This window comes from Subtercola boreus, assembly GCF_003399645.1.
Classification (GTDB): Bacteria; Actinomycetota; Actinomycetes; order Actinomycetales; family Microbacteriaceae; genus Subtercola; species Subtercola boreus_A.
This window is the reverse complement of the sequence record NZ_NBXD01000026.1, coordinates 52,622-74,655: the sequence shown is the minus strand read 5'-3', so window position 1 is coordinate 74,655 and position 22,034 is coordinate 52,622. Positions and strand designations below refer to the sequence as shown.

Here is a 22,034-nt window from a genome sequence, read left to right as displayed (position 1 = left end):
CCATGCGCCGGTTCTGCTCGAAAGACAGGAGTTCTGCTCATTCCGCTCACGCGTCCGAGTGCGACAATCAGGTGATGCGAAGACGGATCAGGAAGCTCTCCACCCAGATGTTCATGGCACATCTGGTGATCCTCACTGCCTCGACAGCGATCGGCTTCCTCCTCTTCGCAGTGACGGCGCGTGGCCACCTCGACGAGGAATACCAGGGTCGGGCAGCGGTCATCGCCCAGACGTTCGCCCAGGATGCCGAGGTCCAGTCCTGCCTTGCCGCGCGAAACCCGACGTGCGATGCGCTCGTGCAGCAACGCGCCACCGCGACGGTCGCCCAGACAGGGTCCACCTTCGTCGTCGTGATCGATTCGAACTCGATGCGGGTGTCCCACCCCAACAAGGCGCTGATCGGAAAGCCGGTGTCCGAACCCCTCATCGCGGCAGACGGTCAGGTGCACCTCCGCGTCGACAACGGCGCGACGGGTTCCACGGCCAACGCCATCGTTCCTCTGTATTCGGCAGGGCAGACCTTCATCGGTGAGATCTCGGTCGGTATCAAGGAGGATTCGGTCTCCAGCGCCCTGCTGGCACAACTACCGTCGTACGGAATCTGGTTTGCCGTGATGCTGCTGCTGGGCACGCTGGCATCGTTCGGCCTGTCGGCGCTCCTGAAGAAACGCACGTTCGGATTGGAGCTGGACGAGATCGCCCGGCTTCTCCAAGAACGGGAGGCCACACTGCACGGGATTCGTGAGGGCGTCATCGCCATCGACCCGACCGGGCGTATCAGCGTGACCAACGACGAGGCCCAGCGACTGTTGCAGCTCGCAGACAACGTCGTCGGGCACCGCGTCGAAGACGTTCTGCAACCCGGTGCGGTACGGGATGCCCTCACCGGCACGAGCGTCGTGACCGACCAGATCGTGCTCACCGACAGCTTCTGGCTCGTCGTGAACCGTATGCCGGTGACCCTCTCGGACCGGCCCCATGGCGTGGTGGTGACGATCCAGGACCGTACCGTGGTGCAGGCGCTCAGCCGCGAACTCGACGGAGAACGCAGCCTGACCGAATCGATGCGCGCCCAGCAGCACGAGTTCAGCAACCGTATGCACGGCATTGCGGGCCTGCTGGAGCTCGGCCGTCCTGAGGAGGCACTCGAGTACATCAACGAGATCCGCGGTACGGCCGCCGACCTCGACCAGACCCTCCGCACCCGCATCCGAGCCCCACAGCTCGTCGGCCTGATGCTCGGAAAGTCCGCTGAGGCGAACGAACGTGGCATCCAGTTGACGATCGATCCGGAGACCAGCGTGGGTGCGACTCCGGATCGGGTACAGGCGCTCACCACCATCCTCGGCAACCTGATCGACAACGCTTTCGACGCCGTCGCCGCAACGCCCGCCCCCCGCCGGGTGCAGGTCGGCATCGTCGAGACCGCCGACGAACTGCGGGTCACGGTCAGCGACAACGGGCCCGGCGTGCCGCCAGGTCTGATGCCGCAGGTCTTTCGAGACGGGTTCACGACCAAACGGGGATCCATCGTTCGGCACAGTGGCCTCGGCCTGTCGCTGGTGCAGCGCACCGTCGCCGGGCTCGGTGGCACGATCACGGTCTCGGAAGGGCCGGAGGCACAGTTCGTCATCGTCCTGCCACGATCATCCGCCCCATTCACCCCACAGCCGGTGCCGGCGTGAGCGATGACTCGCTGACGACCCTCGTGGTCGACGACGACTACCGGGTCGCCTCCGTTCACCAGGGTTTCGTCGAGAAGGTGCCGGGATTCGTTGTCGTCGGACAGGCCCACACGGCCACCGCCGCTCTGTCGATGGCACAGGCGCTGCAGCCCGATCTCGTGCTGATGGACATCTACCTGCCCGATGGCCATGGCCTCGACGTCGTACGGGACATGCTCGACAGCTCCCGCCCGCCCGATGTGATCGTCATCTCTGCTGCCACCGATGTCGAGTCGGTGCGCACGGCCATCCAACTCGGGGTCGTGCACTACCTGGTGAAACCGTTCGGATTCGCCGCTCTGGCTGATCGCCTGAGTGCAGTCCGGGCTGCTCGCGCCCAGATCGCCGACTGGCCGCAGGACGCCAGCCAAGAGGAGATCGACCACCTTTTCGGCCTGTTGCGCCCGGCGCCGAATCCCGGCGAGGCGGCCGAGCTCGAGCATCTCGCCCCGACCCTGCAACTCGTCTACAAGTCGATCAGCGCCGGCGCGGGCCTCTCCGCTTCGGACATCGCCGCGCAGGTCGGGATCAGCAGAGCGACCGCCCAGCGCTACCTCACACAGCTCGAGCACGTCGGGGCGGTGAAGCTGGAGCTGCGATACGGCCAGACCGGGCGCCCAGAGCACCGCTACTCGGTCAGGCGCCGCTGAAGATCCCTTCGTTGTCCCTCGTGCAGCTCTCCGCTCAGATGACCGTGGCGCCGCGACCCCGTCAGGATGATCGACGCCTTGGCGCTCCCTGCGCACCGTCTCGATGAGTCTGTCGAGATCGGCGAGAACCGCTTGGCGCGCCGGTGATGACCGCGGCCTTGCCATCGATCTTGCCCGCAGGCTTCGCGCCGTCCGTGCCCGTCGTTGCTCCGTGGCCGATCCGGCTGGCGAGCGCCGTGGCCCTGGCGGCGTCGCGCCCGAGGATCTCGACCGTTTAGCCGTGCGCGGCCGCCCGGGTGCCGAGATTGTGAGTTCGCGGCCCGCGGCGTGGATGCCTCGCTGGAGCGGATCGCCCGTGATGCCGATGTCGCGATCGGCACGCTCTACCGCCACTTCCCGACCCGGGTCGATCTGCTCATGGCCGCTTTCGAGCCGCGCCTCGAGGAGTTCCTCGACGGCGCTGAGGCGGCGCTCGACGCAGGCGACCCGTGGGAGGCGTTCGTCGCGTACCTCGAGAATCTCTTTCGCGTGCAGGCCGGCGATCGCGGATTCAACGACTTCCTCTCACGCCGCTTTCCCGGCAGTGCCGAGACGGAGCGGATTCACGACCGGATGTGTGGGCAGTCGATGAGGTTCTCTTACGAGCCACAAGTGGTACGCCCGGCTCGCGGTGCAGCACCTGGTTCAGGATGCTCTGCAGAAGCTCGACCTGTAATGGCCGCCCGCCGACTACGACGTCGACGCCGAAAAGGCCCGGCTCGCCGCGACCTGACTCGCTCAGCCGAAGGCTTCCACCATCGGCCGGAACTTCATCTTCGTCTCGATGAGCTCGTGCTCGGGGTCCGACTCCGACACGATGCCCGCGCCCGCGTACGCGGTGATCGTGCCGCCCGCGTCGACCTGGGCGCAGCGCAGCGCGACCGCCCATTCGCCGTCGCCGTCGGCACCGACCCACCCCACAGGGCCCGCGTAACGACCACGGTCGAAGGGTTCGAGACGCTCGATGAGCTGCAGGGCATCCTGTGTCGGCGTTCCCGCCACCGCAGCCGTGGGATGAAGCGACGCGATCAGGTCGAGCGAGGTGCTGCCGTCGCTGAGCGCACCCTCGACGTCGCTCGCGAGGTGCCACAGGTTCGGCAGTTTGAGCGTGAACGGAATCTCGCTCGTGGCCAGGGTTCGCGAATGCGGCCCCAGGGCGTTCATCACGCTGGCGACCGCAAAGCGATGCTCGTCGAGATCTTTCGCGCTGGTGGCGAGCGCGACGGCCTGGTCGTGGTCGGCCTCGGCGTCGCGTCCGCGGGAGATCGTGCCGGCCAGAACCCGGGCCGAGACCGTGCCGTGGTCGACGCGCACGAGCGTCTCGGGGCTGGAGCCGATGAGGCCGTCGACCGCGAATGTCCAGCAGTCGGGGTAGCCGAGCGCCAGGTCGAAGATGACCCGGCGGAGGTCGGCGTCGTCGGGCAGGCGACCCACGAGGTCGCGGGCGAGCACCACCTTCTCGAGGTCGCCGTGGTTGATGCGCGAGACGGCCTCCTCGACCGCAGCGCGATACGTGTCGGGTTTGGCCGCACCCGGCAGCAGCGAGATGCGGTATTCGGGCCCGAAACCCGTGGCCGCGGGCGGCACCGGATGATCGGTCTGAACTTCCGCACCCTGCACCGTCACTCGGGTCAGCCAGAAGACCCCGTCACGCTTGCCGATCACGAGCGACGGAACGATGATCACGCTCGACAGGCGGGACTGTGCCGAGAACGCGAACGCGCCGAACGCGATGAGCCCGGTGCCGGGGGAGTTCAGGGGATCGACCACCGTCGCCGCCGCGGCCACCTGTCGCCACGCCTCACACGCGTCGCTGAAGCGGTTCGGGCCGGTGAACTCCAGCCGCAGGGCCTCGCCGATACCCGCCATTCCCTGTCCCTTGCGGATCCAGAGCAATGGGTGTCGTGCGTCGAGGAGCGGGATGAGCATCCGGATGTCGCCGACCGGAGACGTCTCGACGTGCAGTCGCGGGATCACGCGGGGGGAATCGGTCACCCCCTCAGGCTACGCCCGCCCCGGAGGCCCCGCACCGCTACCCCTGTGCGCATCCTGAGCCTTTGCCGAATGCCCGTGCGGGGCACCGTAAACTGGGATCGTGTCCAAGGCCGACCTCAGTAAGCAGCCCGCTCAAGTCTCTGCGATGTTCGACGATGTGTCGACCCACTACGACCGCACGAACAACGTGCTCTCGGTCGGAAACGCACTGCTCTGGCGGGTGGCGACAACGAAAGCGGTCGCGCCGAAACGCGGTGAGCGCATCCTCGACCTCGCTGCCGGTACCGGCACCTCGAGCGCCTCACTCGCCGCGGGCGGAGCGAAAGTCGTCGCCGCCGACTTCTCACCCGGAATGATCGAGGTGGGCAAGAAGCAGCAGGCGGGCAACCCCAACGTCGAGTTCGTCGTCGCCGACGGTATGAACCTCCCGTTCGACGACGCAGAGTTCGACGCCGTCACGATCTCTTTCGGCCTTCGCAACATCGTCGAGCCGCGCACGGCACTCGCCGAGCTCTACCGGGTCACGAAGCCGGGCGGGCGCATCGTCATCTGCGAGTTCAGCACGCCGCCGGTCGGCCTGATCAAGGTCGGGTACGGCGCCTACCTGCAGCGGTTCATGCCCGCGATCGCGAAGGTCGCGAGCTCGAATCCCGACGCCTACACCTACCTCGCCGACTCGATCAAAGACTGGCCCAATCAGAAGACGCTGGCCCTCTGGCTGAGCGAGGCAGGCTTCACGAACGTGGGCTACCGCAACCTCACCTTCGGTATCGTCGCGCTGCATCGGGGAAGCAAACCCCTCGGCGCTGTGGCTTCCGACCCCTCTGTAGGCTTGACCTCGTGAACAAGGCCAACTGGCCCCTGACGACCGCCGGGGCCTCTTCTTCGACCAAGAGCGCCCGCCGCACCCCGTCTTCGTCGTCGCCGTTCACTCTGGCCGAGCGGCTGTTCTCGACGGGTGACGACCGACGGGCCGCCAAGGCGGTCGAAGACGGCATCGTGCTTCTCGAAGAGCGCCTCGTCGCCGAGACCGTCTTCCACGACGGAATGGCCGAGGTCTCGGCGCGCTACCTGCTCGACGCCGGCGGAAAGCGCGTGCGCCCGCTGCTCGCCTTCCTCACCGCCCAGCTCGGCGAGGGCGTGACCGACGATGTCGTGACCGCCGCCACCTCGATCGAACTCATCCATCTCGCCTCGCTCTACCACGACGACGTGATGGACGAAGCGGAGCAGCGCCGTGGCGTTCCCACCGCCCACACGGTGTGGAGCAACTCGATCGCCATCCTCACCGGCGACCTGCTCTTCGCGCGGGCCTCCAAGCTGCTCTCGATTCTCGGGGAACGGGCCATCCGGTTGCAGGCCGACACTTTCGAGCGCCTCTGCCTCGGCCAGTTGCACGAGACGGTCGGTCCGCGAGACACCGAAGACCCGATCGTCCACTACCTGCAGGTGCTCGCCGACAAGACCGGGTCGCTCATTGCCGCCTCGGCACAGCTCGGCATTCTCGTCTCGCGCGCGCCGCACGAGTACGAACAGCCGGTATTCGACTTCGGCGAGAAGATCGGCATCGCGTTCCAACTCGTCGACGACGTGATCGACCTCGCGCCCGCGAGCGATGCGACGGGCAAGACGGCGGGCACCGACATCCGGGCCGGTGTGGTCACTCTGCCGCTGCTGTACCTGCGACGGGATGCCGCGACCGATCCCCGAGCCGCCGACCTGCTGCGCCGGCTCGACCCGGCCACCATCGCGGTGACGCCGGCCGCTGAGGTCGACGCGTTGATCGCCGAGCTCCGGGCGCATCCGGTCACGGCGGAGACGGTCGCCGAGTCGCGCCGCTTCGCTGCCGACGCCGTGGCGGCCCTCGACCCGTTGCCCGAGGGCACGGTCAAGAAGACCCTGGTGCGGTTCGCCGCAACGATGGTGGAACGCTCCAACTGACAGAACGCTCCAACTGACAGAACGCTCCGACTGGCAGACCGCTCCGACTGGCAGACCGCTCCGAATACCGGCTGGCGACGCGCGCTCCGCGCGGTTGAACCCGGCCACAACGTAAGGAAGAACACCCCTCATGACCAAGCTCCGCCTGGCCATCGTCGGCGCAGGGCCGGCCGGAATCTACGCCGCCGACCTGCTCATCAAAGCAGAGCGTGCGTTCGACGTGTCGATCGACCTCTTCGACCACCTTCCGGCGCCCTACGGGCTGGTTCGCTACGGCGTCGCCCCCGATCATCCGCGTATCAAGGGCATCATCGGTGCGCTCCGTGAAGTGCTCGATCGCGGCGACATCCGGTTCTTCGGCAACGTGCGCTACGGAATCGATCTCACCCTCGACGACCTGAAGCAGCACTACAACGCCGTCATCTTCGCGACCGGGGCGATCAAGGATGCCGAGCTCGACATCCCGGGCATCGACCTCGACGGTTCGTACGGCGCGGCGGAGTTCGTGAGCTGGTTCGACGGGCACCCCGATGTTCCCCGCGAGTGGCCGCTCACCGCCCGTGAGGTCGCTGTGCTCGGAAATGGCAATGTCGCACTCGACGTGGCCCGCGTGCTGTCGAAGCACGCGGATGACCTGCTTGTCACCGAGATCCCGGCGAACGTCTACGAGGGGCTGTCCGCGTCGCCGGTGACCGACGTGCACGTCTTCGGCCGTCGCGGCCCCGCACAGGTGAAGTTCACGCCGCTCGAGCTCCGCGAGCTCGGCGAGGTGAACGACGTCGACATCGTGGTCTACGACGAAGACTTCGATCTCGACCCCGCGTCGGAGGCGGCCATCGCCTCGAACAAGCAGGTCATGGTGATCAACCGCGTGATGAACCAGTGGCGCACCCGCCCCGCCGGAACCGCGTCCCGCCGACTGCACCTGCACTTCTACGCGCGCCCGGTCGAGGTGCTCGGTACCGACGGCGTCGTCTCGGGGCTGCGATACGAGCGCACGAGACCGGATGCCGCGGGCGGCGTCGAGGGCACCGGCGAGTTCCGTGAGCTGCCGATCCAGGCGCTGTACCGGGCGGTGGGGTACTTCGGTTCGCCGCTCGACGGCGTGCCCTTCGATTCACTGCACGGCGTCATCCCGAACCGCGAGGGCCAGGTGCTCGACGATGACGGCAACATCCTGCCGGGCGTCTACGCCACGGGGTGGATCAAACGTGGCCCCGTGGGGCTCATCGGCCACACCAAGAGCGACGCGATGGAGACCCTCAGCCACGTCGTGCGCGACCAGGCCAACTGGTGGACGCCGGCCGACCCTGCCGAGTCATCAATCGTGGCGCTGCTGGAGTCGCGCGGCGTGATCTTCACGACGGTCGACGGCTGGCACTACCTCGACCAGTACGAGCTCGGCCTCGGCGCTGCCGCCGGTCGCACCCGCATCAAGGTCGTCGAGCGCGCCGAGATGGTCGCGGTCTCGAACCAGCAGCCCGCCGTCTGACTACTGCGCCGCCGCTCCTCCGGCGCCCCAACCCCAGTCCCGTAGTGAGACAGGTGCGCGCAAACGAGACCGGCGCGCGCGTCTCACTGGGCCGGGAGTGTCTCACTACGGGTACGGCGTGGGCGAAGGCCGCGTCGGTGACCGACCCGTCGAGCTCGATGTCGGGGAGCCGGTCGGACTACTGCTCGCGGAGACCATGGAACGTGGTCGGCTCAGGTCGGGCATGACTTCGTCATTCCGCTCAATTCGTGCGACCGCCAGGGTGCGGCCGGGCGCCCGGCGCCTGGCGTCAGCGGAAGTTGACGAACTGCACCGCGACCTCGAGGTCAGCTCCCTTGAGGAGCGCCATGACGGCCTGCAGATCGTCGCGGCTCTTCGAGGAGACGCGCAGTTCGTCGCCCTGGATCTGGCTCTTGACGGTCTTCGGCATCTCGTCGCGAATCAGTTTCGAGATCTTCTTCGCCGCCTCCTGCTCGATGCCGTTCTTCAGCTCTGCCTCGAGCCGGTACTCCTTGCCGCTGGCGTACGGCTCGCCCGCATCCAGACTCCGCAGGCTGATGCCGCGCTTGATGAGCTTCGCCTCGAACACCTCGAGGATGGCCTTCACCCGCTCTTCGGAGTTGGCCTTCATCAGCACCTTCTCGCCGCTCCAGTCGATCGAGGCGCCGATGTTCTTGAAGTCATAGCGCTGCTCGACCTCCTTCTGCGCCTGGTGCAGGGCGTTGTCGGCCTCCATCTTGTCGACCTTGCTCACGATGTCAAAACTTGAATCAGCCATGCGCCGATTCTACCGCCGCGTCCACGGGCGTCTTCCAAGGGCCCGTGGGTAGGGTCGACGGGTGGCGAAGCGACAGGTGGCGAAAGGGCGGCAGGCAACGGGGCAGGGTACGAAAAGGCGGCCGGCGAAGGGACAGGGTATGAAGCGGCGGCCGGCGAAGGGGCAGGGTACGAAGCGGCGGAGCGTGATTGTCGTTGTCAGCGCCTCGGCCCTGGTGCTCGGCCTGCTCGTGGCGGGGGTGTTCGCGGCCGGTCCGCTGGGCGACGCACTGCGGCAGGCAGTGTCGGGCGGGCCGCAGGCTCCGGATGCCCAGGCCATTGTCGAGCTCCCGTCGCAGTCCAACGCGGTGGCTGCCGTCGCGGGAACACCGGGGCAGCTCGCCGGGCTGGCGGGAAACACGGATGTCGCGTGGGCAACCCGCATGGCGGGGGCGACGAACGTGAGCGTGCGGGCGATCCAGTCGTACGCGGGTGTGGCGTTGGCGAAACAGAGTGAGAACCCGGGCTGCCATCTCGGCTGGAACACGCTTGCCGCGATCGGTTCCGTCGAATCGGGCAACGGAACGCATGGCGGGAGCAGCATCGCCGCCAACGGAGAGGTCAGCCCACCCATCTACGGCGTCGCGCTCGACGGTGTGGGCGTGAACAAGATCCCCGACAGCGACGGCGGAGCGATCGACGGCGACGCCACGATCGACCGGGCCGTCGGGCCGCTGCAGCTCATCCCCGAGGCGTGGCGCAACTGGGGCACCGACGGCAGCGGCGACGGGGTCGCCGATCCGCAGAACTTCGACGACTCGGTTCTCGCCACGGCGAACTACCTCTGTCATGCTGGCACCGACCTCAGCACACTGGCGGGTTGGGAGCGCGCAATCGCGGCCTACAACGACGCGACCCCCTATGCCCTGAAGGTCTCGACGGCCGCCGTCACGTTCGCGGCCACGGCCGCCCGCACCGACACCCCACCGACCCCCTGACACACCGCCCACCGCACCCCACCTACCCCGCCCGCCTGCCAGCGCGGGTGCCTGGGCGCGGCGCGGGGGCGCGGGGGTGCGTGGGTGCGGGGGCGCGGCGGACGGGCGGGCGGCGCGGCGCCGTCAGGCGCGGGGCGGCGCCGTCGAGGTGCGCACCACGAGCTCGACGGGGAGCGGGATGTTCGCCGGCGCGGCCTCGCGGCGGCCGGGGTGCAGCTGGTCCATCAGGATCTCGACGGCGTGCGCACCCTGCCGCTCGGGAAACTGCGCCAGCGTCGTCAACCCGAAGAAGGTGGAGTGCTCGTGCCCGTCGATGCCGATGATCGAGACATCGCCCGGGATGCTCAGCCCGAGGTCGCGGGCCGCCAGGATACTGCCGATCGCCATCTCGTCGGACGCGGCGAACACCGCCGTCGGCCGTGTCTGCGGGTCGGCGAGCAGGCGTGTGGCCGCCTGGTAGCCACCCGTGATCGTGAAGTCGGCCGGCTGGAAGAGCTCCGGTTCCGGTTCGATTCCCGCGAGGCGCAACGCGCGCTCCCACCCCGCGCGGCGGTTCGTCGGCAGGTGGAAGTCGAGCTCGAAGCCCGAGTCGCCCCCGATCATCCCGATGCGCCGGTGACCGAGGCCGAGCAGGTACTCGGTGCCCTGAAGAGCGACGGCCACATCGTCGATGCTGAGCGTCTGCACCCCGGCCAGGGGTCCGCCGATGCCCACGATGGGCTTCTTCAGATCGAGCAGCGACTGCAGCTCGCCCGACGTGAGTTCGATGGTGAGCGCGAGCACAGCATCCACGCGTTTGCGGAGCAGGAAATGCTCGAAGACGCTGCGGCGCTCGGCCGCACCGCCCGTAAGTCCGTAGAGGGTGAGGTCGTAGCCGTTCTTCAACAGGGCGGCCCCAGCCCCCTCGAGAACCGAGGAGTAGAACCAGCGGCTGAGAAAGGGGACGACGACGCCCACGTTCTTGGTGCGCCCGCTGGCCAGGCTCGAGGCGGGCGACGACACGACGTAGCCCAGCGTCGCAGCGGCCTCATGCACGCGCAGGCGGGTTGCGGGTGAGACGTGCCCGTTGCCGCTCAGCGCGCGCGACACCGTGGCGGTGGATACGCCAGCGAGCTCGGCGACAGCATCAATTCCTGGCATAGCGTCCTTGCTGGGCACGCGCTCGGGGATGAGCGCGACTGAATCTCCACCAGAGTTTAGCGATTGAGAACGCATCGAGCTGTTTCCGAAGACCCCGTAGACGATTCGATACGATTTCGGTATCAAAGGCTCCGGATGCCCGACCGCCCGATTTCGCTGCGGCCCCACCTATGAGTATCCTTGTCGAGCGCCTTCGGTTGTGTTGCAGAACGTGGTCGGGTGCGCCCTGGCAAGTTACCCTAGCGGCCAAAGGGATCTGACTGTAAATCAGACGGCTGAGCCTTCGGGGGTTCGAATCCCTCACTTGCCACCGAGAAGAGCCCTGAGATCACTGCGATCTCGGGGCTCTTTCGCTCACCCGACGAGCGAGCCCACCCCGAGCGCATTGTGCGTCGGCGAGGGGGGCATGGTGCTCACCGCTGGCTGCGTCTCAGAAGAACGCCGATGGCGAACAAGACCGTCGTTCCGGCAGCTACCGAGACCAGGAACGTCCGATGGCTTCCAGCCCACGACAGCTCTGGCGGCACGGGCGACCGGTCAGCGAGAAGGGAAGCCGGTGCGGATGCCCGCTCCACCGCGCCGGCCCCCTGGGGACCCGTTCCGCTGATGAGGTCGTCGAACGAGGGCCACGCCGGGTGGTCAGCAGTGCTCATGACGCATCAGCTCGCTTCTTCGATGGTGAATCGGATCAGGAATCGGTGTCCTGTCGTGACGATTTCGAACAATTTGCCCAGCCGTTCGGTCTGAATCGTCTGGGCGGCATACGTTTCGACCGCCACTGTTCCGTCGACCGCCAGGTCGCCCTCGCGAATCAGGCTGAGGGCGCGAGGGAGGATCTCGGATTCCATGGCGCGGAGTGCGTCCTCTGAGCGCGTCACATGCCACGCCCCATCGAGAAACCGGCCGGAGTCCGGGTCGATCCTGTTGACCAGCGGGCTCACATCGGCGGTGGCAGAGATGACGCTGCCCACCCGTGTCCCGTGGAGGCGGGCTTCTTCGACCAGGGTCGTAGCGAGTCTGCGTTCGATCCGCGTGCCACTGGCCTCTGGGAGCGTCCACGAGTCCAGCGTCACGGGTTCGGCGCTCGTCCGAACCCGACGCGTCCCCGGACGTCTGAACAACCGATCTGCTCCCTTGTCGCCTCCGGCAGTCCCCGCCTTCACCAGGGGACAACGCCGTGAGCATCACTACCACTCTCCTCTAAAAGTAGTTCAGTGAACTAGCAAGAGGAATGGCTTGACAAGGCGCCCGGTGGCAGTGTTTGTGGAGGGGCTCCGATCAGTCCGCCGAGGGTCGCCGCCTGGTCTGTTTCGTCTCGGAGCGCTGCCCCTTGGCTCTGAGGCGTCGCAGCTTCGACCCGCGGGTTGCTCTCGTCGGGCGGCGGGGAGCGGCATCCGGAGCCAGGCCACGAGCGATGATCTCGCACAACCGGGCCAGCGCGGTCTCTCGGTTTCGCAACTGCGACCGACGCTCTGAGGCCATCACGGTGATCGAACCGTTCACGAGCTGCCGTTCCAGCCGGGCCAGGAGGATGGTGCGCTGTGTGTCAGACAGGGCCGTCGAGCCGACGACGTTCCAGGTCAGCTCGACCCTGCTATCGGACGTGTTCACATGCTGGCCGCCGGCACCAGACGAGCGCGAGAACCGCCACCCGAGCTCCACCGACGGAATCGTCAGAGCGGGTGACACGATGAGGTCCATGCACCAAGGGTGGCACGCCCCGATCCGGAGCGGTGGCGGAGCCTCGCACCCCGGCCCGCGTGCCGGTCGGGCTCAGGTGAGATCGTCGTCGAAAGAGGGGGACTCCCACTCCATCGTGGGGGTGAACGGCACGGCCTTGGGTGTCCCGAGCAATCCCGCCAGAGCCCACAGTCTGGCGACGAGGGCGGGGTCGTCGATATCGACACCCGCCGCATCGGTGTCGCTCGTGCTGCAGAACAGTTGGCTGGCAGATCCGAGCACGAGGCTCGACGAGGAACGCAATTCGTGTCTCAGGGTCGGAATGGTCACGACGTCTGCCGACGAGGCACGCGCGAGAGCGGCGGCGTACTCGAACACCGCCTCGCAGATGTCATCGCTCACGAGGAGAACGTCATTGACGTAGTGCATTTCTCTCATGCATCAAGGGTGCGCCGTCGGCCGCAGGATTGTCAGCACTTGACGGAGCGATGAGTGATACACCGGGAGCTCGAACTGCCTGCGCCGGCCCCGGTGAGGCGACGCGGCCGGGGGACGAATCAACCGCCGGCCGCGCCGCGGCGGGCACCGATCTGTCTTTTGTTCCTAGCAACCGACAGTGATGTGACCCCACCAGACAGACTCGCGCAACCCGAAGTGCCACGTAGCCGTCTCTACAGTTGTATCAGTCCGAGCGACTGAATCTCGCGTCCATCACGCCGGATGACCGTGATTGGGGCGATATCGGCGCTCAGGGGAAGCGTTTGAGGGTTCGGTTGAAGTACTCGTCGCTGCTGGTCAGCCCCGAGCGGAGGCCCGAGTCTCCCACGTCGAGGGCGATTCCGACCCACCCTGCGAGGCCACCATCATCCGGAGCCCGACCGAGGTAAACCTTGTACATCGCGCTGACACGCTCGCCGATGGTCTCGGGCGCATCCCAGAATCTCGAGATGACCCAGGCCCGACCGTTCTGCTCGATGAGGTTCGACCAGAAGTCGAGGTCTTCCTGCCCGGTGCTCCGGTGCAGCAACCGCTTGTAGAGCGACTGCACGAAACCGGGGTCGGTTCCCGTGTGCGACTGGTAGTACTCGGCCGAGTCGTAGAGCGAGGTCTCGATGTCGTCGGTCGTGATGTAGCCCGCCCGCATGGCTTTGAGCCAGTCCATGCGCCCGCCGTCTTCGGCCGTGCGGCCCAGGATGCTGCGATAGGCCGCATCGATACGGATCAGCCGGTACTCGTCACTGTTCACGAACCCGCCGGTGACGATGCTGCGCGGCGACCCCACCGCCAGCTGGCGCGCCCAGAACACGGTCTCCTCGGCCGAGGGGGTACGCCCGAGGAAGTCGGTGTAGAGACCCTTCACGTAGGCGGAGCTGTCGGCGAGCGAGGGGAGGTTCGGTGGAAGCGGTGAGACGTTCAGCGCGGCGTCGGTGTTTCGAAAGTCGACGTGCTGGTGGTTGCACGAGTCGGAGAACTGGTTGATGTTCGTGAGGCTGAGCCCGGAGCGGCAGTTCGCCTGGCCCGCGTTGGTGCCGCGCGGCACGAAGGTGTCGAGGTAGCGCAACAGGTCGAAGGTCGCGGTGTTAGACCCGTTCAGCCCGTTGCCGCCGACGCTCGTGAAGTCGATCGCCTCGCCCGGGTTGAGGCAGTGCACCGAGTAGGTGGGCGGGCCGCAGTTCAGGCTCGACCCGATGCACGGACGCTGCAGGTCGGAGACGCTCAGCGAGCCGAAGTTCTGCAGCGTCAGCACGAGCACCTGCAGGATGCGGAGGTCGAGCGTGCAGCCGGAGAGCGCCTGGCCCTGGGCGAGAGGGGTGATCTCACGATCGAAGATGAGCGTGGGGTTGGTGCGGAACGTTCCGTCGTCGTGGGCCTCGACGAGGGTCTGGGCGAGCTCGATCGGGTTCGACGACACCGGAGGCCGGGGTGCGTCGGTGCGTGCCGCCCGGGTGCTCGTCGTGGGCGAGAGCGCGCTGGTCGCGACATCCGCGCCGGTTGCCCGCGTGGTCGCGCTCGCCAGGGCGGGCGCTCCCGCGAGCATACCGAGCGTCAGGATGCTCGCCAGCAGCACGGCGATGGCCGTCGTTCCCCCGGCCCAGAAGGGCCGTCTTCCTGCAGTTCTCATGCTCGTCGTGCTTTCGGTCTTCGCCAGCCGGGCCACCCCACCCGAGACAGGATGCGATAGTTTCATAGTCACATGCGCCAAACGGTATGTCTCGTCAGAGCATAGACGTTGGCACGCGAAAGGGGCACAGTGGGACTCATGCGATGGACAGTTCCGGTGGCACTGGTCGGTGTTCTGGTGCTCGGCGGATGCGCGGGTGAACGCGCGACGGCGGGCGCGACGGCGTCTGCGCCCGCCACGCCGTCGGCTTCCGCGTCGGCCACCCCGACGACCGCGGCCGCCACCCCGACCGCTTCAGCTGCCCCCACCGGGTCTCCGCAGCCGACGACCGCCACGGCCCCGGCAATCGCCCCTCCCACGGCGCCGGCGCCGACCAGCTCGCCCGCCGTACCCGCTGTGTCGCCGATCACCAGTATCACCGAGGCCTGTGCAACCTGGCAGACGAGCCTGGGGCAGGACGCCGTGACCTTCCCCAGCACGCAGGCCGATGCCGCACGGCGGGCGGCCTCCGCGGCTGCCGGTGACGGCCAGTGGCAGACGCTCGCCACCGACATGGCCACTCTCGTCTCGATCGGCAGCGAAGGCAGCGCTTCGGCCGTCGCCCAGGGGCAGGAGCTCTTCACCGACCTGAGCACACGCTGCGGCGACATCGGTGTGACGGTCAGTGCCGGCTAGGTCAGTGCCGGCTAGGTCAGTGCCGGTCAGGTCAGGGCCGGTCGGCGACCCGAACCGCGAGCTGCTGGGACTCGCCCGCTCGATCGCGGTCGAGGCCGCCGAGCTCGCCGCGAAGAGACGGGCCGAAGGCGTGACGGTCGCGGCGAGCAAGTCGTCGGCCGAAGACATTGTGACGTTCGCCGACCGGGAGGTCGAGGCGTTCATCCGCAGTTCGCTGCTCGCCGCCCGGCCGAACGACGGTTTTCTGGGCGAGGAGTCGACCGAGAGCGCGTCGGCGGGCACCTCGGGCCTGACCTGGGTCGTCGACCCGATCGACGGAACGGTGAACTATCTCTACGGAATCCCGGCCTACAACGTGAGTATCGCCGTGGTCGAGGGTGAGGCAGACCCGGAGACGTGGCACGCGCTCGCGGGGTGCGTCGTCAACCCGGCGATCGGCGAGGTGTTCACGGCGACGGATGCCCGGGGAGCCTTCCTCGGCGACACGGCGTTGCACGTCAACCCCGCCAGTGACCTCTCGCAGGCGCTGGTCGCCACCGGATTCGCGTACAGCGCCGAGGTGCGGGCGCGGCAGGGGCTCGTGCTGTCGAAGCTCCTGCCGCAGGTGCGCGACATCCGGCGGATCGGCGCGGCGGCGCTCGACCTCTGCTACGTCGCGGCCGGGCGGTACGATGCCTACTTCGAGCGCGGGCTCAAGCCGTGGGACCACGCGGCGGGCGCCCTCATCGCGCGCGAGGCCGGCGCACACGTGGGAGGCTTCGACGGCTCGCCCGTCACCGCCGACTTCGGTCTGGCCGCAGAGCCCGTCCTCGCGGCCCGCCTCGAAGCGATCGTCGCTGATCTCTTCCGCGAAGCGGGCCTCTAGCTCAGATCAGGCGGAGCGCATCCAGACGGTGGTGTCGGGTGCGAGCACGGCCTCGTCGACCGGGTCGCTCGCCAGCAGCAGTTCGCCGAGCTCCTCGAGCGGCAGCTCGACCGGTGTCGTTCCGGTGTTCGCGATCACGGTGACGCCGTTGTTCGTGAACGCCAGCACATCGGTGCCGAACCCGAGGTCGTCGAGCCACTCGACGCTGCCGAAGCCGAAGTCGTTCTCACCGCGCAGGGCGAGCGCCAACTTGTAGAGCTCGAGCGTGGAGCCCGGAACGCCGCTCTGCGAATCGCGGGCGTACTCGTCCCAGCCCTCGGGCTGCGGGAGCCAGGTGGCGTCAGCAGGACCGAAGCCGTAGCTCGGCGCGCCGGCCTCCCACGGGATCGGCACGCGGCAGCCGTCGCGGCCATACCGTTCGCCGTGCGTGCGGAACCAGGTCGGGTCCTGCCGGGCTTCGTCCGGCAGGTCGATGGACTCGGGCAGGCCGAACTCCTCACCCTGGTAGATGTAGGCGCTGCCGGGCAACGCCAGCATGACGGCGGTGGCGGCGCGTGCGCGGCGTACTCCGGCGACGGGATCGGGCCGGTCATCCGTTCGAGGGCCGATACCGTCGCCCTGCAGGTGCCCGGGGCCGAGCGAGAGACGCGTGGCGTGGCGGATCACGTCGTGGTTCGAGAGCACCCAGGTGCTCGGAGCGCCCACGGTGGCGAAGGCGGCGATTGAGGTGTCGATGACGAGTCGCAGCTCTTCGGCCGACCAGTTCGCGGTGAGATAGGTGAAGTTGAAGGCCTGGTGCATCTCGTCGGAGCGCACCCAGCGGGCCAGCTTGTTCAGCGGCTCGACCCAGGCCTCGGCGCAGAGCACGCGGTCGCCCTCGTATTCGTTCAGCACCTCGTTCCAGCCCCGGTAGATCTCGTGCACCGCGTCCTGTGCCCAGTAGGGCGGGGTGGGGATGCTGTCGAGGTCGTCAGGGTCGACCTCGAGCGGGATGGCGCCGCCACCCATGCTGCCGGCCTCGGCGGGGGGCGTGTAGTCGGGAAGGCCGTCTTCTTTGATGAGGCCGTGCGCGACATCCACCCGGAAACCGTCGACGCCGCGGTCGAGCCAGAAGCGCAGGATGTCTTTGAACTGGGCCTTCACCCACTCGTTCTCCCAGTTGAGGTCGGGCTGGGAGATGTCGAAGATGTGCAGGTACCACTGGCCGGGGGTGCCGTCGGCGTTGGTCGTGCGACTCCACATGGGGCCGCCGAAGACGGATTCCCAGTTGTTCGGCGGGAGGTCGCCGTTGGGGCCGAGGCCGTCGCGGAACATGTAGCGCTCGCGCTCCTCGCTGCCCTCGGGGGCGGCGAGGGCGGCCTTGAACCACGCGTGGTCCCAGGAGGTGTGGTTCGGAACGAGGTCGACGATCAGGCGGATGCCGAGGGCGTGCGTCTCAGCGAGCAGGGTGTCGAAGTCGGCAAGGGTGCCGAAACGCGGGTCGACATCGCGGTAGTCGGCGACGTCGTAGCCGGCATCGTGCTGGGGAGAGGTGAAGAACGGGGACAGCCAGATGGCGTCGACGCCGAGCTCCTTCAGGGACGGGAGGCGGCTCGTGATGCCGGCGAGGTCACCGAGGCCGTCGCCATCGGAGTCGGCGAACGATCGCGGGTAGATCTGGTAGATGACGGCGGAACGCCACCATTCCGACCCGGTGGCGACCAGAGTCTCGCGGTCGATGCCGGCGAAGGTCACGGTTTCGGAGGGCTCGCCGATTTCGGGATTCAGCTCGGTTGTCATCCTCAAACCCTAATGGGAGTCGCCGGGTCTTTTTGGAGGGCTGCGTGATGCTATTCTCTTACGGTGCCAAAAGGCCGTCCGCGTGCGGGCGACCGACGTGCGCCCCCTTAGCTCATTGGTAGAGCACTTCCTTGGTAAGGAAGAGGTAGTGGGTCCGATTCCCACAGGGGGCTCCGATTCTGACCGGCCCCGCGTTCAGCGGGTCGGGTGGAGTCCAGGGCGGGGTAGCTCAGTTGGTTAGAGCACACGGCTCATAATCGTGGTGTCGCGGGTTCAATTCCCGCTCCCGCTACGAAGGCCCCGAGATCTCGCCGTCTCGGGGTCTTCTTTCGTCTGGCGGTACGTGCGCTAGCGCACGGGGGCGGTGGGGTCAGTTGCAGAGGGTGTCGATGGCGGCGAAGTCGTCCTGCACGGCCTGGGCGTCGGTGAGGATGGCGCTCGAGTTGCCGGTGGGGTCGGCCTGCAGGGCCTGGATGTCGGCGATCATGGTCTTGAGCGAACCGTTGGCCTTCTCGCCCGCGGCGAGCACGGCGGGGTCGCTGATCTCGGAGAGACCCGTGTCGAAGTCACCGGAGAGCTTCTGCAGCGCGACGACGGCCGCTGCCGGGTCGCTCTGCAGCTCGCTGAAGTTGTCCTGCAGCTCGGATGCCGCGTCGGACACCGCTGCGAGGAGGGTGTCGCACGAGGCGGCCGTCTCGGCGCTGCCCGAGGCATCCGGGGCTGAGGATGCAGAGGGGAACGGCTCGACGGTGCTCTGCGAACCCGAGCCTGATCTTGACCCGAAGTCGGGGCTGTTCACGATCTCCGATGACCGGGTGACCGCGAAGACGATGAGTGCGATGATGCCGATGATTCCGGCGAGGATGCCCAGATAGCCGAGCACGAGCCCGGCGATCGCGAGCCCCCGACCCTTCTCTCCGGTTCGTTTGATCTGGCTGAGGGCGATGTGGCCGGTGATGATGGCCGCCAGGGAGACGACGAAGGCGGTCACCAGTGACACGATGGCCAGCACGTTGTACTTACCGGAGGTGGGTGCGGGCGGTGGGGTGTCGTACGACATGGGACTCCTTGAATCGGGGCTCACCGATAACCTTGCCATGTTCCAGGAAGAGAAGGATCACGACGATGACGCAGAACCTGTTCGATCTGTCTGGCAAGGTGGCCATCGTCACAGGATCGACCCGCGGCCTGGGGTACGCGATCGCCGAAGCGTTCATTGCGCACGGAGCCACGGTGGTCGTCTCGAGCGAGAGTGCCGCCGACACGGCTGAAGCCGCGGCGGTGCTGGGAGCGACGGGAATCGTCTGCGATGTCTCCGACGAAGCGGCGAATACCGCGTTGGTCGCCCAGACGGTGGGACTGCACGGAGGTATCGACATTCTCGTCTGCAATGCCGGCATCCAAGACAGCAGCCCCCAGCATCCGCTCGACATGACGGCCTTCGACCGTGTTCTCGGCGTGAACCTGCGATCGATGGCGCTGTTGACGAAGGCGGCGCTGCCGTACATGTCGGGTCGTGACGGCGCGTCGATCATCCTGATGGCCAGCATCTCCGCGCTACGGGGCAACGCCACCATCGACGCCTATGCGCTGGCCAAAGCCGGCGTCGTGCAACTCGCACGGAATCTCGCTGTGCAGTGGGGCCCGAAGGGCGTGCGCAGCAACGCGATCGCCCCGGGGCTGATCGACACCCAGCTGGCCGATCAGATGAAGGCCGACGCGACTTTCATGACGCGGCGGATGCAGATGACCCTGCTTCGCCGGATGGGCCGGCCGCAGGAGGTGGCGGGCGCCGCCGTGTTCCTCGCCTCGGCCGCCGGGGGATTTGTCAACGGACAGACGTTAGTCGTCGATGGAGGCACCGTCATCACCGACGGAAGCTAGGGATGACCGGCAGTGCCGGGCGCGTGGCGTGCTCATCGCCCCGGCGCCGGCCCGCTGAGCGACGCGTCTGCTCGCGTGGTCAGCGCGGAGCGATGACCCGGCGCGCGGCCTCGACCGCTGCATCCCGCGCGGCCCGGATGACTGCCGCATCGTTCTCGCCCGAATGCCGTGTCGGCGCCTGCGCCCACGACAGTCCGAGGGAGAACAGAAGCTGAATGAGCGTCGGAGCGTCCCAGCAGGGATCGACGAGGCCCAGTTGCTGGGCCTGGCGAAGGGCCGCCAGCTTGGCCTCGGGGCCTGAGACGCCGTCGGGTGGGCGGAACACGAAGCCGTCCAGACGCCCCCAGCTGATCATGCGGTGGTGTGCCGGGGTGCTGAGTGCGTGGTCGAAGACCGCCCCGACGAAGGCCGGAACATCGGCGGGGTCGAGAGTGGCCGCCTCGAAGAACTCCTGCGTGTCGAGGTCGAGCACTGCCTCGAACAGTGCCTGCTTGTCGGCGAAGTAGGCGTAGAGCCGTTCCTTGCTCGCCGAGGCTTCCCGGGCGATGCGGTCGATGCGTGCACCCGCGAGGCCGTAGGCGGCGAACTCTCTGCGGGCGGCGTCTAGCACCCGTGCTCTCACTGCCTCTGCGGTCGATCTCATGATTGGAGTATATCCGAACGAACTGGTTCGTTTGACAAGGTGCCGCACCGAATCTAGACTGGAGTCGATCCTCCCCCCCCCCCCCCTCTTATCTCTCGCGACGCCGCCTGCCACCCAGGCGGCTTTTTTCTTGTCAGGAGTCTCCCGTGCACGAAACGGCCCCAGCGACCGAACGGCTCACGCCCGATCGCGCCACCACCTCCCCGGGAGCGACCGCCCCCGCCGAGCATCCCCGCCGCCGCTGGATCATGCTCGCCGTCGTCGCACTCGCTCAACTCATGGTGGTGCTCGACGGCACCATCGTGAACATCGCGCTGCCGGCGGCGCAGGCCGACCTCGGTATGACCGACAGCGACCGCAGCTGGGTCGTGACCCTCTATGCGCTGGCCTTCGGCTCACTGCTGCTGCTCGGCGGTCGTGTTGCTGACTACTGGGGTCGCAAGCGGTCGTTCATCGTCGGGATGATCGGCTTCGCTCTGGCGTCGGCCCTCGGTGGCTTCGCCGTCTCGGGGGAGATGCTCCTGCTCGCCCGCGGCCTGCAGGGCGTCTTCGCGGCTCTCCTCGCGCCCGCCGCTCTCGCCCTGCTGACGGTCACCTTCCCCTCCGGACCCGACCGCACCCGTGCCTTCGCCGTCTACGGAACGGTCGCCGGCTCCGGTGCCGCGGTGGGGCTGCTGCTCGGCGGGGTGCTGACCGAATACCTCAGCTGGCACTGGTGCCTGCTCGTCAACGTGCCGATCGCCCTGGTCGCGGTGATCGCGGCCGTTCCCCTGGTGAAGGAGAGCCGCGCCGACGGCAACACGAAGTACGACATTCCCGGTGCCGCGCTGATCACCGCCGGGCTCGCCTCCATCGTCTACGGCTTCTCGCGTGCCGAGCTCGGCTGGGGTCGCCTCGACACGATCGGGTTCCTCGTACTCGGGGTCGTGCTGATTGCGGCGTTCGTCTGGTGGGAGGGCAAGTCGAAGAATCCGCTGCTGCCTCTGCGGGTCATCCTGAACCGCGTGCGGGGCGGGGCGTACCTGGTGAGCATGCTCGTCGGTGCTGCGCTGCTCGGCGGTCTGCTCTATCTGACCATCTACTTCCAGCTCGTGCTGGGCATGACGGCCCTGCAGTCGGGTCTCGCCTCGCTGCCGATGGCCGGCTCGATCATCGTCGGGGCGCCCTTCGTGACGAAACTGCTGCCGCGCTTCGGGCCGCGCATCCTGATGACCATCGGCCCGGCCGTCGCTGCCGCGGGGCTGTTCTGGCTCTCGAGCATCACCGAAGAGGGCAACTACGCTCTGCAGGTGCTGCCCGGCCAGATTCTGCTCGGCCTGGGCCTCGCGCTCGTCTTCGTGCCCATGCAGAACGTGGCCCTGTCGGGAACCGAACCCCGGGACGCGGGTGTCGCCGGGGCCGCGCTCACCGCGACTCAGCAGATCGGCGGGTCGATCGGCACCGCCGTCTTCACTGCTTTCTACGCCGCGGTTGTCGCCGCTGCCGTTCCCTCGGCTGCTGCGCCCTTCGCCGGCTTCGTCGACGGCTACTCCACCGTGTTCATGGCGGCGGCAGTCGGTGTGCTGGTCGCGGTTCCGATCAGCTGGTTCATGGTGCGCATTCCGAAGGGCGGCTTCGTGGTGAACCCCGAGGCCGTGCACGCGGGCTGACC

21 protein-coding genes, 3 tRNA genes and 1 pseudogene are annotated in these 22,034 nt (G+C 67.7%); 14 read left to right on the top strand and 11 right to left on the bottom strand.

What is annotated here, in order from left to right:
• The first annotated feature begins 74 nt into the window (after positions 1–74).
• The 3 genes and pseudogenes from B7R24_RS13835 to B7R24_RS18315 all read left to right on the top strand — a co-directional run.
• Positions 75–1,685 carry a sensor histidine kinase gene (locus tag B7R24_RS13835; RefSeq protein ID WP_172582828.1) on the top strand — a complete coding sequence of 537 codons (1,611 nt, stop codon included), beginning with the start codon at positions 75–77 and terminating at the stop codon, positions 1,683–1,685.
• Positions 1,682–2,374 carry a response regulator gene (locus B7R24_RS13830; RefSeq protein WP_116419554.1) on the top strand — a complete coding sequence of 231 codons (693 nt, stop codon included), beginning with the start codon at positions 1,682–1,684 and terminating at the stop codon, positions 2,372–2,374. Before B7R24_RS13835 ends, B7R24_RS13830 begins: the two co-directional genes overlap by 4 nt.
• A 204-nt stretch (positions 2,375–2,578) precedes the next feature.
• Positions 2,579–2,785: pseudogene (locus tag B7R24_RS18315) on the top strand (helix-turn-helix domain-containing protein); the annotation flags it as partial.
• A gap of 366 nt (positions 2,786–3,151) precedes the next feature.
• Here the strand turns inward: B7R24_RS18315 and B7R24_RS13820 are convergent.
• Positions 3,152–4,342, bottom strand: a complete 1,191-nt coding sequence (locus B7R24_RS13820; protein WP_116419604.1) for an isochorismate synthase — start codon at positions 4,340–4,342, stop codon at positions 3,152–3,154.
• Between the two features lie 166 nt (positions 4,343–4,508).
• On the opposite strand from B7R24_RS13820, the gene B7R24_RS13815 reads away from it, so the two are divergent.
• From B7R24_RS13815 to B7R24_RS13805, 3 genes are all read left to right on the top strand, one after another.
• The gene (locus tag B7R24_RS13815; RefSeq protein WP_116419553.1) at positions 4,509–5,252 is read left to right on the top strand and encodes a class I SAM-dependent methyltransferase; all 744 of its coding nucleotides are present in this window, start codon (positions 4,509–4,511) and stop codon (positions 5,250–5,252) included.
• Positions 5,249–6,349 (top strand): polyprenyl synthetase family protein, encoded by a 1,101-nt coding sequence (locus tag B7R24_RS13810; protein WP_437123533.1) that lies wholly within the window; start codon positions 5,249–5,251, stop codon positions 6,347–6,349. The genes B7R24_RS13815 and B7R24_RS13810 overlap by 4 nt, the downstream gene beginning before the upstream one ends.
• Positions 6,350–6,479: 130 nt before the next feature.
• Positions 6,480–7,841: an FAD-dependent oxidoreductase gene (locus B7R24_RS13805; RefSeq protein ID WP_116419552.1), complete on the top strand. Its 1,362-nt coding sequence runs from the start codon at positions 6,480–6,482 to the stop codon at positions 7,839–7,841.
• A gap of 289 nt (positions 7,842–8,130) precedes the next feature.
• Here B7R24_RS13805 and B7R24_RS13800 read toward each other — a convergent pair whose 3' ends face one another.
• Positions 8,131–8,619, bottom strand: a complete 489-nt coding sequence (locus B7R24_RS13800) for a YajQ family cyclic di-GMP-binding protein (RefSeq protein ID WP_116419551.1) — start codon at positions 8,617–8,619, stop codon at positions 8,131–8,133.
• Between the two features lie 139 nt (positions 8,620–8,758).
• On the opposite strand from B7R24_RS13800, the gene B7R24_RS13795 reads away from it, so the two are divergent.
• Positions 8,759–9,595 (top strand): lytic transglycosylase domain-containing protein, encoded by an 837-nt coding sequence (locus tag B7R24_RS13795; RefSeq protein WP_116419550.1) that lies wholly within the window; start codon positions 8,759–8,761, stop codon positions 9,593–9,595.
• A 123-nt stretch (positions 9,596–9,718) separates the two neighbouring features.
• Here B7R24_RS13795 and B7R24_RS13790 read toward each other — a convergent pair whose 3' ends face one another.
• The gene (locus tag B7R24_RS13790; protein WP_116419549.1) at positions 9,719–10,735 is read right to left on the bottom strand and encodes a LacI family DNA-binding transcriptional regulator; all 1,017 of its coding nucleotides are present in this window, start codon (positions 10,733–10,735) and stop codon (positions 9,719–9,721) included.
• A gap of 228 nt (positions 10,736–10,963) precedes the next feature.
• On the opposite strand from B7R24_RS13790, the gene B7R24_RS13785 reads away from it, so the two are divergent.
• Positions 10,964–11,045, top strand: a tRNA-Tyr gene (locus B7R24_RS13785).
• A gap of 103 nt (positions 11,046–11,148) precedes the next feature.
• Here B7R24_RS13785 and B7R24_RS13780 read toward each other — a convergent pair.
• The 5 genes from B7R24_RS13780 to B7R24_RS13760 all read right to left on the bottom strand — a co-directional run bounded on the left by B7R24_RS13780 (position 11,149) and on the right by B7R24_RS13760 (position 14,537).
• Positions 11,149–11,388 (bottom strand): hypothetical protein, encoded by a 240-nt coding sequence (locus B7R24_RS13780; RefSeq protein ID WP_116419548.1) that lies wholly within the window; start codon positions 11,386–11,388, stop codon positions 11,149–11,151.
• Between the two features lie 6 nt (positions 11,389–11,394).
• The gene (locus B7R24_RS13775) at positions 11,395–11,706 is read right to left on the bottom strand and encodes a hypothetical protein (protein ID WP_116419547.1); all 312 of its coding nucleotides are present in this window, start codon (positions 11,704–11,706) and stop codon (positions 11,395–11,397) included.
• Positions 11,707–12,013: 307 nt separating this feature from the next.
• Positions 12,014–12,436 (bottom strand): alternative ribosome rescue aminoacyl-tRNA hydrolase ArfB, encoded by a 423-nt coding sequence (gene arfB, locus B7R24_RS13770; RefSeq protein ID WP_116419546.1) that lies wholly within the window; start codon positions 12,434–12,436, stop codon positions 12,014–12,016.
• A 72-nt stretch (positions 12,437–12,508) separates the two neighbouring features.
• On the bottom strand, positions 12,509–12,853 hold the full coding sequence (locus B7R24_RS13765) for a hypothetical protein (protein ID WP_147304049.1): 345 nt from the start codon (positions 12,851–12,853) through the stop codon (positions 12,509–12,511).
• A gap of 310 nt (positions 12,854–13,163) precedes the next feature.
• Positions 13,164–14,537 carry a DUF4214 domain-containing protein gene (locus tag B7R24_RS13760; protein WP_172582827.1) on the bottom strand — a complete coding sequence of 458 codons (1,374 nt, stop codon included), beginning with the start codon at positions 14,535–14,537 and terminating at the stop codon, positions 13,164–13,166.
• A 138-nt stretch (positions 14,538–14,675) separates the two neighbouring features.
• On the opposite strand from B7R24_RS13760, the gene B7R24_RS13755 reads away from it, so the two are divergent.
• Complete coding sequence (locus tag B7R24_RS13755; RefSeq protein WP_147304048.1) at positions 14,676–15,212, top strand: hypothetical protein; 537 nt, start codon at positions 14,676–14,678, stop codon at positions 15,210–15,212.
• A gap of 19 nt (positions 15,213–15,231) precedes the next feature.
• Positions 15,232–16,077, top strand: a complete 846-nt coding sequence (locus B7R24_RS13750; RefSeq protein ID WP_116419542.1) for an inositol monophosphatase family protein — start codon at positions 15,232–15,234, stop codon at positions 16,075–16,077.
• Positions 16,078–16,083: 6 nt separating this feature from the next.
• On the opposite strand, the gene B7R24_RS13745 is transcribed toward B7R24_RS13750, so the two are convergent.
• Complete coding sequence (locus B7R24_RS13745) at positions 16,084–17,856, bottom strand: glycoside hydrolase family 13 protein (protein WP_116419541.1); 1,773 nt, start codon at positions 17,854–17,856, stop codon at positions 16,084–16,086.
• A gap of 101 nt (positions 17,857–17,957) precedes the next feature.
• Here B7R24_RS13745 and B7R24_RS13740 point away from each other — a divergent pair.
• Positions 17,958–18,029 (top strand) — tRNA-Thr (locus tag B7R24_RS13740).
• Positions 18,030–18,074: 45 nt separating this feature from the next.
• A tRNA-Met gene (locus B7R24_RS13735) sits at positions 18,075–18,148 on the top strand.
• Positions 18,149–18,226: 78 nt separating this feature from the next.
• On the opposite strand, the gene B7R24_RS18310 is transcribed toward B7R24_RS13735, so the two are convergent.
• On the bottom strand, positions 18,227–18,916 hold the full coding sequence (locus B7R24_RS18310) for a DUF4190 domain-containing protein (RefSeq protein WP_172582826.1): 690 nt from the start codon (positions 18,914–18,916) through the stop codon (positions 18,227–18,229).
• Positions 18,917–18,981: 65 nt separating this feature from the next.
• On the opposite strand from B7R24_RS18310, the gene B7R24_RS13725 reads away from it, so the two are divergent.
• Complete coding sequence (locus tag B7R24_RS13725) at positions 18,982–19,740, top strand: SDR family NAD(P)-dependent oxidoreductase (protein WP_116419539.1); 759 nt, start codon at positions 18,982–18,984, stop codon at positions 19,738–19,740.
• Between the two features lie 79 nt (positions 19,741–19,819).
• Here B7R24_RS13725 and B7R24_RS13720 read toward each other — a convergent pair whose 3' ends face one another.
• On the bottom strand, positions 19,820–20,383 hold the full coding sequence (locus B7R24_RS13720) for a TetR family transcriptional regulator (protein ID WP_116419538.1): 564 nt from the start codon (positions 20,381–20,383) through the stop codon (positions 19,820–19,822).
• 146 nt (positions 20,384–20,529) lie between these two features.
• Between B7R24_RS13720 and B7R24_RS13715 the strand changes: the two genes are divergently transcribed.
• Positions 20,530–22,032, top strand: coding sequence for an MFS transporter (locus B7R24_RS13715; protein WP_253259467.1), 1,503 nt, complete (start codon positions 20,530–20,532; stop codon positions 22,030–22,032).
• Positions 22,033–22,034: the final 2 nt, after the last annotated feature.